Genomic DNA, 13,011 nt, shown 5'->3' on the forward strand with positions numbered 1-13,011 from the left:
GCGTTGGTCAAGAAGTTTAAAGATGACCCCTAAAGCTGCCCCTCATCCTGCAACGTCTTGATGACGAACCGCAGGTGGAAAAGCTGGCTCAGGGCCAGGCTGGCGGCCAGGGTGGCGCGGACCAGGAAGATGATCATCGCCCGGGTCGGATCGTCGGTGAACGTGGCCTGGGTGGCGGTGAACGACAGCAGGACCAGGATCGAGGCGATCGGAATGCTCAGCAGGGCGACCGGCTTGGGCGCGCGCCAGGTCGGCTTGCCGCCGAAGTCCCACTGCATGGGCACCGGCACGCCCTTGGGGATCCGCTTCCAGGCGCCCTGGGCGGTGGCGGCGATGATGGCCAGGGCGGCGATCGACAGACCGTCGCCCAGTACGCGCAGGGTCGTTTCCATAAGCGGCGATTGTACTCTCTAAACCGTGACTTGGGCGCCCAGCTCGACCACGCGGCCGGGGGGAATCTTGAAGAAGTCCGTCGGATTGGCCGCATTCTTCATCAGGTAGATGAACAGGCGGTCCTGCCACAGCGGCATGCCCGAATTGGCCGACGGCACGATCGACCGGCGTCCCAGGAAGAAGCTGGTGGCCATGATGTCGAACTTCAGCCCCTGCTTGCGGCAGACCGCCAGCGCCTTGGGAATGTTGGGACTTTCCATGAAGCCGTAGTTGACGATGACCTTCTTGAAGTCGTCGTTGACCTTCTCGATCTTGACCCGGTCTTCCTCGTTGACGCGCGGCGTCTCGGTGGTGCGGACCGTCAGGATGACGTTGCGCTCGTGCAGCACCTTGTTGTGCTTGAGATTGTGCATGAGGGCGACCGGGGTCATCTCGGGATCCGAGGTCAGGAAGATCGCCGTGCCGGGGGCGCGGTGCGGGGCGCGGGCGCGCAGGATCTCCATCAGGTCGACCAGGGGCACGCTGTCGCGGCGGGTCTTGGCGGTCAGGATCCCGGCCCCGCGCGTCCAGGTCCACATGATCAGCACCAGCACCGCGCCGAACACCAGCGGCAGCCAGGCGCCGTCCGGGATCTTCAGCATGTTCGAGGCGATGAAGACCAGGTCCAGGGCGACCAGCGGGATCAGCAGCAGGCCCGTCTGCCACAGGGTCCACTTCCACACGCGGCGGATGACGACATAGGCCAGCAGGGTGTCGACGAACATCGCGCCGGTGACGGCGATGCCGTAGGCCGAGGCCAGCTTGTGCGAGCTCTGGAACATGAACAGCAGCACCAGCACGCCGATCAGCAGGAACTGATTGACGGCCGGCACGAAGATCTGGCCGGCCTGGGTCTCGGACGTGCGCTTGATCTCGATGCGAGGCAACAGGCCCAGCTGCACGGCCTGTTGGGTCATCGAGAAGGCGCCGGTGATCACCGCCTGGCTGGCGATGACGGTGGCGACGGTGGCCATCAGCAGCACGGGCCAGTAGGCGAAGTTGGGCACCATCTCCCAGAACGGGTTGCGGCCGGCGGTCGGGTTGGCCAGCACCATCGCGCCCTGGCCCAGATAGTTCAGGGCCAGGCAGGGGAAGACCAGGCACAGCCACGAGGCCTGGATCGGGCGCTTTCCGAAGTGGCCCATGTCGGCGTACAGCGCCTCGGCCCCGGTCACGACCAGGAACACGCTGCCCAGGATGACGAAGCCGACGAAGCCGTTCTCCAGCAGGAAGCGGATACCGTACCAGGGATTGACGGCGCGGAAGATCGACAGGTCGTCGGTCAGGTGGAACGCGCCCAGCGCGCCCAGGATCAGGAACCAGGCCGCCGTGAACGGTCCGAACAGCGAGGCCATCTTGTGGGTGCCGCGCGACTGCACCGCGAACAGCAGGATCAGGATGCCGGCCGAGATCGGCACGATATAGGGCGACAGGGTGTGGCCGACGCCGGGCGCGTCCTTCAGGCCTTCCACCGCCGACAGCACCGAGATGGCCGGGGTGATGATGCCGTCGCCGTAGAACAGCGCCGCGCCGACCACGCCCAGGAAGAAGATCGCCATCGAGCGCTTGCGGCCGGTCTTGCCCAGCGCCTTCTGGGCCAGGGCCATCAGGGCCAGGGTGCCGCCCTCGCCCTTGTTGTCGGCGCGCATGAAGAAGATGACGTACTTGATCGTCACGAACAGGGTCATGGTCCACAGGACCAGCGACACCACGCCCAGCACCGCATGCTCGGTCGAGGCCGACGAGCGGGCGTGGCTCAGGGCCTCGCGCAGGGCGTACAGCGGGCTGGTGCCGATATCGCCGAACACGACGCCGATCGAGCCCAGCGCGAGAGCGAAAAAGCCATGGCCCTTCGCGTCGCCATGGCCGTGGCCATTGCCGTTGGAAGGGGGGGCTTCCTGTTGCGGAATGTCGGTAGACGCGGGCGCGCAGTCGGGACCAGCAGCGCTAGAGGCTTCGGAAGCCATTCAATCCCTCCGGGCCGCCCTCGCAAAATGCGGTCGGCCGACCCATATCGATCAAGCGCGGCGCGATACACCCAATCGGCGACGGGTTCAATCATCACGCAACGTCGCTTCGTCTCATCGTTGCGAGGATGAAACAGTTTTCAGTTGAACGCGCGAGCGACAACCTTACGTTCCCGGTTGAGATGTCTGACAGTCAGAAATTCCCTGTCGCGGCCCACGCCCTGGCCTACCTGGCGCACAAAGAGGCCTTTTCGGCCGACCGCGCCGTGGCCAGCGCCGAGCTCGCCGCCTCGGTCCCGACCAATCCGGTCGTGGTCCGCCGCGTCACCGCCATGCTGGGCAAGGCGGGGCTGATCGGCGCGCGCGCCGGCGCCAATGGCGGGGCGTGGCTGCTCAAGCCCGCCGAGACCATCACGCTGGATATCGTGCTGAAAGCCGTGAACGGCTGCGCGCACCTGGGCGTCGCGCCCAAGGGCGTGAAGGGATGCCCGGTCGGTGAGAAGATCCCCGACGCCGTCCGCTCGGCGATCCAGGCTGCTGACAGGGCCGCCCATGAGCGCCTGGGCCAGATCACCGTCGCCGACCTGCTGAACGGCGCCCACGCGGCCGTCGAGGGCTGCTAGCTACTCCGCCGCCGCCAGCGACAGCCGGCTCTGCTGGCGCGCATCGATCGCCGCGACCACCCAGATCATGAAGCCGCCCAGGGCCAGGGCGACGCCGACCCAGCCGGTCGACGCCCAGCCGTAGCCGGCGGCGATGGCCAGGCCGCCCAGCCAGGGGCCCAAGGCGTTGGCGGTGTTGAAGGCCGAGTGGTTCAGGGCCGCGGCCAGGGTCTGGGCTTCGCCGGCCACGTCCATCAGCCGGGTCTGCAGCACCGCGCCCAGCCCCCCGCCGCAGCCGATCAGGAAGACGACCGGGATCAGGCTCCACAGATTGCCGACGGCCAGCGGATAGAGGGCCAGGGCGCCGGCGCTCCACAGCAGAATGCCGCCGATGGCCGGGATCAGGGCGCGGTCGGCGGCCCAGGCGCAGGCCAGGGTCCCCACCGTCATGCCGGCCCCGAACACCGCCAGCACCACCGGCAGGGCGGCGGGCGAGGCGTGGGTGACGGCCAGCATGGTGTCGGCGAGGTACGTGTAGACGCAGAACATGCCGCCAAAGCCGATCGCGCCGATGCCTAAGGTCAGCCACACCCGGCCCTTGGCCAGGGCCGACAGCTCGCGCAAGGGGCTGGCGTCCGCATCGGCCGGCACGCGCGGCGCATAGAGCCAGACGGAGAGGGCGGTCAGGGCGGCCAGGCCGGCGACGATCACGAAGCCCCAGCGCCAGCCGATCCACTGGCCCATCACATTGGCCAGCGGCACGCCGACGATGGTCGCCACGGTCAGGCCGATCATCACCATCGCCACCGCCCGCGCCCGCTTCTCCGGCGGGGCGACGCTGGCGGCGACCAGGGCCGCGACGCCGAAATAGGCCCCGTGCGGCAGGCCGCAGAAGAACCGGAAGGTAATCAGCCAATTGAAACTCGGCGCAATGGCGCTCAGCAGGTGCCCGACCGCGAACACCGCCATCAGCACCGTCAGGATCACCCGGCGCGGCAACCGCGCGGCCGCCACGGCGATCACCGGCGCCCCGACCACCACGCCCAGCGCATAGGCGCTGATCGCATGGCCAGCCGTCGGCGCGTCGACGCCCAGGTCCTTGGCGAAATAGGGCAGCAGGCTCATCGACGCGAACTCGGTCGTGCCGATCGAGAAGCCGCCCAGGGCCAGGGCGGCCAGGACTAAGCCGGGATGGACGGTCTTGGTGGTCATGCGGACGCCTCACAAACACAAGGGCGGCGCAGCACGAACGCGACGCGGCGGAAAGCGACGCGTCTCGAGAGCATGCTGCATTGCAGAAGTCCATTTTCTCTAAGGAAATGACAACGTTGTCGCAAGCCTGAAAGGCATTTCGTCGTTCGCTCGGACGCGGCTTTGAGCGCCGCTGATTCCGACCCATAGAAAAATTGCACCCGATCTTGTTGCTGATCCTCTGGCGGCGTCGTTTAGCGATCTTACGTAATCGCTACCGTTTCAGTTTCTGAACACGAGGGAAGCCAAAATGACCACCGTCGCCATCGCCTACCATTCCGGTTACGGCCACACCGAAGTCCTGGCCCAGAAGGTCGCCGAAGGCGTCCGTGACGCCGGCCAGACCGCCGTGCTGCTGAAGATCGACAATGCCGCCCAGGACTTCGCGCCGCTGATCGAAGAAGCCACCAAGGCCGACGCGATCATCTTCGGCGCCCCGACCTATATGGGCGACGTCTCGGGCGTGTTCAAAGTGTTCGCCGACGCCACCGCCGGCGCCTGGTTCACCGGGGCCTGGAAGGACAAGCTGGCCGCCGGCTTCACCAACTCGCACAGCTTCGCGGGCGACAAGCTGCACGCCCTGAACAGCCTGGCGATCCTGGCGGCTCAGCACGGCATGAACTGGGTCAGCCTCGGCGTCTCGGCCCCGGCCGTCACCGCCGCCGAGCGCGGTCCCGACAGCCTGAACCGCGTCGGCGCGTTCCTCGGCCTGGCCGCCCAGTCGGACAACGCCTCGCCGGAGATCACCCCGCCCGCCGGCGATCGTGAGACCGCCCGCCTGCTGGGCGAGCGCGTGGCCAAGGCCGCCGTCCGCTGGACCGCTGGCGCGGAAGCCGCCGACTTGGCCAAGGCGGCCTAACAAGGTCCCCCAAGGCCGCGCGGTTTTTCCCTCCCCGCAGCGGCCTCGGAAGGGGCGCGCCCGACCCCATCGCGCGCCCCTTCCGCCCCTATTTCCGAGGGCTTCTTGTACCGAAGCGCGGACCGTGCTCGTCTCCGGCGAAGTTTCGTTTGACTGGACTTCGCACGACATGGCCCGCCGCCTCGCCCTGATCACCGGCGCCTCCGCCGGCATCGGGGCCGCCTCCGCCCGCATCTATGCCAGCCACGGCTATGACGTGGCCCTGACCGCGCGCCGGGTCGACCGCCTTGAGGGTCTGGCCGCCGAGATCAAGCTGCGCTCGGGCGTCGAGGCCTATGCCATTCCCGCCGACCTGGCCGAGCCGACCGGCGTGGATGCCGTGCTGGCCGCCATCGCCGAGCAGGGCCGCGTCGTCGACGCCCTGGTCAACAACGCCGGCTACGGCCTGCCGGGGACCTACGATTCCACCAGCTGGGCCGACCAGGCCAAGTTCCTGCAACTGATGCTGACCAGCGTCACCGAGATGACCCACAAGGTCCTGCCGGGCATGGTCGAGCGCAGGTTCGGCCGCATCGTCAACGTCTCGTCCCTGGCGGGCCTGGTCCCCGGCGCGGCCGGCCACACCCTGTACGCGGCGACCAAGGGCTTCCTCGTGAAGTTCTCCCAGAGCCTGCACCTGGAGAACCTGGCCACCGGCGTCCACGTCTCGGCCCTGTGCCCCGGCTTCACCTATTCGGAGTTCCACGACGTCAACGGCACCCGCGCCCAGGTCACCCAGGGCGTGCCCGAATGGCTGTGGCTGGGCGCTGACGAGGTCGCCGCCGCCGGCTACGAGGCGGCCGAGGCCAACCGCTCGATCTGCGTCCCCGGCGCCCCGAACAAGGCCATCGCCGCCATCGCCAAGATCGTCCCCGACGACTGGGCATTGGCGCTGATCGCCAACCAGGGTGGGAAGTTCCGGAAGGTGTGACGAGAGGTCCCCGGCGGGGTTTTTGGAAAACCGCCTCGGACCTGCTATATGTCCGCCTCGACCCCCGAGCATCCGGAAACCCCCTTGAGCGTCACCCTCGACCTGTCGCGCGTCTCCACCGACGCCGCGTCTTCCCTTAGTGCTTCTGGCACCCCCGTCGCCAAACCCATGGTCAACCTCTCGGGCCTCACGCGCCCGCAGCTGGTCGCGGCCTTGGTCGAGAGCGGTGTGGTCGAGCACGGCAAGGCCAAGATGCGCGCCACCCAGATCTTCCGCTGGATGCACCATCGCGGCGTCACCGACTTCGCCCATATGAGCGACGTCGCCAAGGAAACCCGCGCACGCCTGGCCGAGACCTTCACCATCGCCCGCCCCGAGATCGTCGAGCGCCAGGTGTCCAAGGACGGCACCCGCAAGTGGCTGATCCGCATGGCCCCGGGCATCGAGGTCGAGAGCGTCTATATCCCCGGCGTCGGTCGCGCCGGCGCCCTGTGCGTGTCCAGCCAGGTCGGCTGCACGCTCAATTGCAGCTTCTGCCACACGGGCACCCAGCCGCTGGTCCGCAACCTGACCACGGCCGAGATCGTCGCCCAGGTGCAGGTGGCCAAGGACGACCTGGCCGAATGGCCGTCGGACAAGGAAGACCGCGTGCTCTCGAACATCGTGTTCATGGGCATGGGCGAGCCGCTGTACAATCTGGGCCAGGTGGCCGACGCCATCGAGATCATCAGCGACAACGAGGGTATTGGCATCTCGCGTCGCCGGATCACGGTCTCGACCTCGGGCGTCGTGCCGATGCTGGAAAAGCTGGGCAACACGACCCAGGCCATGCTGGCGATCAGCCTGCACGCCACCAATGACGAATTGCGCGACGTCCTGGTGCCGCTGAACAAGAAGTACCCGATCGCCGAGCTGATGGCCGGCATCCGCGCCTATCCGGGCCTGAGCAACGCTCGTCGCGTGACCTTCGAGTACGTGATGCTGAAGGGCGTCAACGACAGCCCAGAAGAGGCTCGCGCCCTCGTTAAGCTGATCAAGGGCATTCCGGCCAAGATCAACCTGATCCCGTTCAATCCGTGGCCGGGCAGCGACTATCTGTGCTCGGACTGGTCGACGATCGAGGCCTTCGCCGCGATCCTCAACAAGGCCGGCTATTCCTCGCCGATCCGCACCCCGCGCGGGCGGGATATCCTGGCGGCCTGCGGTCAGCTGAAGAGCGAGAGCGAGAAGGTCCGGGCGTCGGCGCTGAGGAAGCTGTCGCTGGCGGCGATGGCCGGCGTGCTGTCGGATGATGACGAAGACGAGGCGGCTTAGGTCCTCTTCCTCCGCCGCACCCCAATCCGACTATCCCCGCGAAGGCGGGGATCCAAGCAGACTTTCGTGGTGTGGCGCGGCGTTAGACTAATCCGCCGACTCGGCTTGGGTCCCCGCTTTCGCGGGGATGATCGGTGTTTGGGGTTTCTCCACCACCTTCTTCAGCCGGCTCAGCATCCCTGCCGCATAGGCCGCGTACGGCCCGATCCACCGCTCGTGTATCGCGTGCACCGGCAGGGCGTCCAGGTGGTTCCAGCGTTCGCGGCCGCGCCGTTCGGCCACGACCAGGCCGGCCTCTTCCAGCACGCCCAGGTGCTGCATCACCGTGCAGCGATCCAGTTCCGGGAAGCGCGCGCATAGCATGCCGGTCGTCAGCGACTCGGCCTTCAGCAGATCCAGAATGCTCCGCCGCACCCGGTGGCCCAGGGCCTTGAAGATCAGGTCCGCTTCGTCCTCGCTTGACATGTTATAAGATTATAACACATGGTCGCCTCCAGCAAGTGAGGAGAGTGTCCCATGGCGCACGAATTCACCGTCAGTGGCCGGATCGGCAAGCCCGTGTCCGAGGTCTTCGAGGCCGTCGCCGATCCCAAGAAGCTGTCCGGCTATTTCACCACCGGCGGGGCGCAGGGGCGGCTGGAGACCGGCGCGACCGTCACCTGGGATTTCCACGACTTCCCCGGCGCCTTCCCGGTCGAGGTGGTCGAGGTCGTCCAGAACGAGAAGATCGTCCTGCGCTGGGGCTCGGCCGAGCCGAACGCCACCCACAACACCGAGGTGACCATGACCTTCGCCGACACCGGCGATGGCCGCACCCTGGTCAAGATCCACGAGGCCGGCTGGACCGACAGTGCGGCGGGCGAGAAGGCCGCCTTCGGTAATTGCGAGGGCTGGACCGGCATGCTGTGCGCCATGAAGGTCTTCGTCGAGCACGGCCTGAACCTGCGCGAAGGCTTCTACAAGTAGGCGCGTTTTCGCCAGGTGCGGGCGCCCCCTACGCAAATCTCGCCGACCCGTGTTAGTCAGGTCGACGAACACTTCCCAGGGTAGTCCGCGTCCATGCCGTCCCAGCTCCAGTCGCCCGAGGTCCAGGCCTTCGCCACCGGCTTCCCGGTCACCCTGCTGCACGCCAGCGTGACCCTGGTCATGCTGATCCTGGGCACGACGCTGTACGCCCTGCTGACCCCGCACAAGGAAATCGCCCTGATCCGCGAGGGCAATTCGGCCGCGGCGCTGTCGCTGGGCGGGGTGATGGTCGGCCTGTCGATTCCGCTGGCCATCTCGCTGACCGCCTCGACCTCGGTGATCGAGATCGGCATCTGGGGCGCGGCGACCATCGCCGTGCAGCTCTTGGTGTTCCGGGTCACCGACATGGTGCTGAAGGGCCTGCCCGAGCGGATCCAGGACGGCGAGATCTCGGCCGCGGTCCTGCTGGTCGGCGCCAAGCTGGCCACCGCCCTGATCCTCGCCGCCGCCGTGGCCGGCTGATCCGGCGCGGTCGGGGGACCTCCCAGTGCATTTCCCCAAGCTTCCCGATTGGCTGGTCTATGCCGCGGCGGTCAGCGCCCTGGTGATCGTCGCCGTTGGCCGCCAGGAGCGTTCCGACGCCCCGCCGCCCCCGCCGCCGGTGCCGGGCGAGGAAGGTTTGCCTTTGGGGCCGTCCTCGCCGTTCGATCCGTCGATCGTGGTCCAAGTGCCCGACCGTCCCGAGCCTGGCTCGGGCACGGCCTTCTCGGTCGGGGATGACGGCACCTGGCTGACCGCCCGCCACGTGGTCGACGGCTGCAAGTCCGCCGCCATCGTCGTCGCGGACGGCCGCGGCGTGGCGGCCAAGGTGCATGTCGATCCCAAGGCCGACGCCGCCATCCTGACCACCGAGGGCGGCGCGCCGTCGGTGCCGCTGGGCCTGGACATTCCGCTGCGCCGGGGTGCGCGGGCTTATCATCCGGGCTTCCCGCAGGGCCATCCGGGCGAGGCCGCCTCGCGCCTTTTGGGCCGCGAGAACCTGGTCGTTCACGGGCGCGGGGCGCGCACCGAGCCGGTGCTGGTCTGGGCCGAGGTCGGTCGCACCGACACCCTGAAAGGCACGCTGTCGGGCCTGTCGGGCGCGCCGGCCCTGGACGCCGCCGGCCGGGTGATCGGCGTGACCGTCGCCGAGGCCCCGCGTCGCGGCCGCATCTACACGACCGCGCCTGAGACCTTGAAGGTCCTGCTGGGCCCGCACCGCCGGCCCTCGCCTTCGGAGTTCGCGCCCAGCGAACCGATCACCACCGAGAACTACGGCCGGGTGGCCGATGGACTGCGGCGCGACCTGCGGGTGGCGCAGGTGGTGTGTTTGGCGGTCTAAGCCGCCGCCGCTTCCTCGACCTTCTCCTGCCGCGCCGCCACCATGAACGACAGCACGATCGCCACCACGCCGATCAGCGCCGTGTAGATGAAGAAGGTCGTGTAGCCCGCCGCCATGGCCTGGGCGCTGACGCCCAGCTTGGCGCCGGCGGCGGTGAAGCTTTCGGGCGGCAGACGGGTGAAGAGGCCCTTGAGCAGGCCGATCGGTCCGCCGTGCTCGGCGGCCTGGGCCGAGGCCTCGACGATCCGCCCCGACTGCGAGGCCACCAGCTTGCCGGGCAGGGCGTACAGCGATGAGAAGAGGGCGTACTGGGTGGCCGTGAAGCCCGCCGAGGTCAGGCTGGACATGTAGGCGATCAGCGCCGTGCCGGCGATGCCGCCGGCGATGTTGTCCAGGCAGATCGAGGTGAACAGCATCGGGATGCTGTGGCCGCTCATGGCCAGCAGGGCGAACATCAGGTTGCTGATCGGCTGAGCGAAGGCGCCGATGACCAGCGCCTTCATCAGGCCCAGGCGCGAGACGACCACGCCGCCCAGGAATACCCCGATCATCGAGGCGATGATGCCGAACACCTTGCGGATCTCGGCGATCTCGGTGAGCGAGAAGCCCATGTCCCGGTAGAACGGGTTCATGATGTTCAGCACGAAGTCCGAGACGCGATAGACGCAGATCGCCGCCAGGATCAGGCCGGCCACGCCGTGGAAGCGGGTCAGGAACTCGCCCAGCGGCTCGCCGAACGCCTTGGACATGTAGACGCCGGGCTTGGTGCGGACCTTGGGGATCGGCCAGGCGGCGACGACCACGATGGCCAGGCCGATGATCACGCCCAGCAGCTGCAGCCAGACGCCGTTGGGCTTGGCGGTCCAGGCGTCGGCCAGGGCTTCCCCGCCGACCAGCTTGGAGAGCAGGGACGCATCGCCCGCCAGGCCCGAGCCCAGCACCAGGGCGCCCAGCACCAGCACGGCCAGGCGGACCAGCCATTCGAAGACCTCGAGGGCTTTCGGCTGGTTGACGTCGTCGGTCGGGATCGGGCGGATGGTGTGCTCGGCCTCGCGCGGGGCCCACAGGGTGGCCAGCACGCCGATCCCGACGACCGCGCCCATCACCGCGTACGAGAAGTTCCAGCCGAAGCGCTCGGCCAGCAGCAGCGGGCCGGCGCCGGCCGCGATCATGGCGACGCGGTAGCCCCACTGGTAGGCCACGACCATCGGGCCCTGGTCTTCCTTGTCGGCCACCTCGATGCGCCAGGCGTCCAGGACGATGTCGTGCGAGGCGGTGGCGAAGCCGACGGCCACGGCGGCGGCGGCCAGCACGCCCAGCTGGTTGACCGGGTTCATGGTCGAGATCGCCCACAGGCCCAGGATCATCGCGCACTGGAACACCAGCAGCCAGGCGCGGCGATGGCCCAGGATGTTGTGCAGCACCGGCACCTTGGTGCGGTCGATCAGCGGGGCCCACAGGAACTTGAACGAGAACGACAGGGTGGCCAGGCTGAAGAAGCCGATCACCGCCAGCGACAGGCCCGCATCCCGCAGCCACAGCGACAGGGTGTCGAAGATCAGCATGAACGGCAGGCCGGACGCGAAGCCCAGGCCCAGCATCACCAGGCTGCGGCGCTCCAGGAAGAAGGCCAGGGTCTGGAGAAGGGTCTTCTTCTCGGGCGCGGCTTTCGCGTCGTCGGTCATGGCGGTTCCCCCTGCGGGGAAACCGACCCCGCCTGCTAGCCGGCGACCTTGGCTCGCGTCGCGGTTTTCGTCCAGCCGGAGCTGGCGCCGCCCGTGGTCCAGCGCTTGAGGGCGTCGCGCAGGGCTTCTTGCGTGAGGGGCTTCACCAGGAAGTCGTCCATGCCGGCGGCCAGGCAGGCGCGCTTGTCCTCGTCGAAGGCGTCGGCGGTCAGGGCGGCGATCGGGGCGGCGACGCCCTTGGCGCGAAGGGCCTTGGCCGCCTGCACGCCGGACAGGCCGGGCATGCGCAGGTCCATCAGGATCAGGTCGTAGGCCCCGGCCACGGCGGCGGCCACGGCCTGCTCGCCGTCGGCGACGCGGTCGACCTTGCAGCCCTCGCGCTCCAGCAGGGTGCGGGCCAAGAGGGCGTTGATCGGATTGTCCTCGGCCAGCAGCACACGCACGCCCTGGGCCACGGCCCCGGCGATGCGGTCGTCGTGGATGGGCGCTTCAGTCTGGGCGGTTTCGGTCTCGCCGGCCCGCAGCACTTGCTCGACCAGCGAAGCGGCGCGCAGCGGCTTGATCAGATAGCCCGAGAAGCCGGCGTTCTTCAGGCGGTCGATGCGGTCGCGCTGCTCGGGGGTGAGCAGCACCACGGCCTTGCGGCCCGCCGGGGGCTTGAAGGCGCCGCGGCCGGACAGGGCCTTGTCGATCAGCAGCACGGCGTCGGCCGGCGCGCCCGACAGGGCCGAGGCGATATCGACGGCGGCGAAGGCGCGGCCGCCGGCGGCCTCGATCTGGCGCACGGTGGCGGCGCGGACAATGGCGTTGGGCGAGGCGATGGCGACGCTCTTGCCTTCGAGGGGCGCCGCGCGAACGGCGGGAGCGGCGATCTCGAACGGCGCCTCGAACCAGAACTCGGCGCCCTGGCCCAGCTCCCCGCCGACCCCAACCTCGCCGTCCATGGCGTTGGCGAGGCGGGCGACGATGGCCAGGCCCAGGCCCGCGCCGCCCAGCTGGGTGGCGTGGGTGATGTCGGTCTGGACGAAGGCCTCGAAGATCCGCTGGCGAGCCTCGGGCGCGACACCCGGCCCGGTGTCGGCCACCGAGAAGCGGATGCGGCCGTCGGCGGTGGCCGTGGCGGTCAGCAGCACGCCGCCGGCCTCGGTGAACTTCACGGCGTTGCCGGCGAAGTTCAGCAGAATCTGGCGCAGGCGGCCCTCGTCGGCCTGGATGGTCGGCAGGGTATGGGGCACGGCCCAGGCGATCTCGACGCCCTTCTCATGGGCGCGGGGGCTCATCAGTTCGGCGACCTGGCGCAGCAGGCCCTCGATATCGACCGGGGCCAGCGACAGCTCGATCGAGGCCGCGCCCAGGCGGGCGAAGTGCAGGACGTCATTGACCAGCGACAGCAGGTGGTCGCCGCTCTCGCGCAGGGCGGTGACATAGGACCGCTGCTCGGCCGTCAGCTTGGTGTTCTCGAGCAGGCGCGCCATGCCCAGCACGCCGTTCAGCGGGGTGCGGAACTCGTGGCTCAGGGTGGCCAGCTGCTCGGGCGTGACGCCGGGTCTCTTTTGGTCGCTCATGGAGATCAAGGTTACCCGG

General features: G+C 68.6%; 13 protein-coding genes. 7 read left to right on the forward strand and 6 right to left on the reverse strand.

Annotated features, from left to right (window positions below):
• Nucleotides 1–29: 29 nt before the first annotated feature.
• Both J7528_RS12460 and J7528_RS12465 read right to left on the reverse strand, forming a co-directional pair.
• A complete protein-coding gene (locus tag J7528_RS12460; protein ID WP_291874656.1) occupies nucleotides 30–392 on the reverse strand; it encodes a hypothetical protein in 363 nt (120 codons plus the stop codon).
• Between the two features lie 18 nt (nucleotides 393–410).
• Nucleotides 411–2,399, reverse strand: a complete 1,989-nt coding sequence (locus tag J7528_RS12465; RefSeq protein ID WP_291874658.1) for a potassium transporter Kup — start codon at nucleotides 2,397–2,399, stop codon at nucleotides 411–413.
• A 182-nt stretch (nucleotides 2,400–2,581) separates the two neighbouring features.
• Here J7528_RS12465 and J7528_RS12470 point away from each other — a divergent pair, with 182 nt between their 5' ends.
• Nucleotides 2,582–3,022: an Rrf2 family transcriptional regulator gene (locus tag J7528_RS12470; RefSeq protein WP_291874660.1), complete on the forward strand. Its 441-nt coding sequence runs from the start codon at nucleotides 2,582–2,584 to the stop codon at nucleotides 3,020–3,022.
• Here the strand turns inward: J7528_RS12470 and J7528_RS12475 are convergent, their stop codons facing one another.
• Entirely contained in the window at nucleotides 3,023–4,213 is a 1,191-nt protein-coding gene (locus J7528_RS12475) for an MFS transporter (protein ID WP_291874662.1), read from the reverse strand.
• 289 nt (nucleotides 4,214–4,502) lie between these two features.
• On the opposite strand from J7528_RS12475, the gene J7528_RS12480 reads away from it, so the two are divergent.
• From J7528_RS12480 to rlmN, 3 genes are all read left to right on the forward strand, one after another.
• Nucleotides 4,503–5,111: a flavodoxin family protein gene (locus J7528_RS12480; protein ID WP_291874663.1), complete on the forward strand. Its 609-nt coding sequence runs from the start codon at nucleotides 4,503–4,505 to the stop codon at nucleotides 5,109–5,111.
• Between the two features lie 169 nt (nucleotides 5,112–5,280).
• Nucleotides 5,281–6,081 carry an SDR family oxidoreductase gene (locus tag J7528_RS12485; protein ID WP_291874665.1) on the forward strand — a complete coding sequence of 267 codons (801 nt, stop codon included), beginning with the start codon at nucleotides 5,281–5,283 and terminating at the stop codon, nucleotides 6,079–6,081.
• A gap of 84 nt (nucleotides 6,082–6,165) precedes the next feature.
• Nucleotides 6,166–7,395, forward strand: coding sequence for a 23S rRNA (adenine(2503)-C(2))-methyltransferase RlmN (gene rlmN / locus J7528_RS12490; protein WP_291874921.1), 1,230 nt, complete (start codon nucleotides 6,166–6,168; stop codon nucleotides 7,393–7,395).
• Between the two features lie 87 nt (nucleotides 7,396–7,482).
• Here the strand turns inward: rlmN and J7528_RS12495 are convergent, their stop codons facing one another.
• On the reverse strand, nucleotides 7,483–7,860 hold the full coding sequence (locus tag J7528_RS12495) for a helix-turn-helix domain-containing protein (protein ID WP_291874668.1): 378 nt from the start codon (nucleotides 7,858–7,860) through the stop codon (nucleotides 7,483–7,485).
• Between the two features lie 51 nt (nucleotides 7,861–7,911).
• Here J7528_RS12495 and J7528_RS12500 point away from each other — a divergent pair, with 51 nt between their 5' ends.
• From J7528_RS12500 to J7528_RS12510, 3 genes are all read left to right on the forward strand, one after another.
• The gene (locus tag J7528_RS12500; protein WP_291874671.1) at nucleotides 7,912–8,361 is read left to right on the forward strand and encodes an SRPBCC domain-containing protein; all 450 of its coding nucleotides are present in this window, start codon (nucleotides 7,912–7,914) and stop codon (nucleotides 8,359–8,361) included.
• Nucleotides 8,362–8,454: 93 nt separating this feature from the next.
• On the forward strand, nucleotides 8,455–8,883 hold the full coding sequence (locus tag J7528_RS12505; RefSeq protein ID WP_291874673.1) for a DUF350 domain-containing protein: 429 nt from the start codon (nucleotides 8,455–8,457) through the stop codon (nucleotides 8,881–8,883).
• Between the two features lie 25 nt (nucleotides 8,884–8,908).
• The gene (locus J7528_RS12510) at nucleotides 8,909–9,742 is read left to right on the forward strand and encodes a serine protease (protein WP_291874675.1); all 834 of its coding nucleotides are present in this window, start codon (nucleotides 8,909–8,911) and stop codon (nucleotides 9,740–9,742) included.
• On the opposite strand, the gene J7528_RS12515 is transcribed toward J7528_RS12510, so the two are convergent.
• Both J7528_RS12515 and J7528_RS12520 read right to left on the reverse strand, forming a co-directional pair.
• Nucleotides 9,739–11,427 (reverse strand): MFS transporter, encoded by a 1,689-nt coding sequence (locus tag J7528_RS12515; RefSeq protein WP_291874678.1) that lies wholly within the window; start codon nucleotides 11,425–11,427, stop codon nucleotides 9,739–9,741. The genes J7528_RS12510 and J7528_RS12515 overlap by 4 nt on opposite strands.
• A gap of 35 nt (nucleotides 11,428–11,462) precedes the next feature.
• On the reverse strand, nucleotides 11,463–12,992 hold the full coding sequence (locus J7528_RS12520) for a response regulator (RefSeq protein ID WP_291874681.1): 1,530 nt from the start codon (nucleotides 12,990–12,992) through the stop codon (nucleotides 11,463–11,465).
• Between the last annotated feature and the right edge of the window lie 19 nt (nucleotides 12,993–13,011).

Origin of the sequence: Caulobacter sp. (assembly GCF_017744445.1) — a bacterium.
GTDB lineage: Bacteria > Pseudomonadota > Alphaproteobacteria > Caulobacterales > Caulobacteraceae > Caulobacter.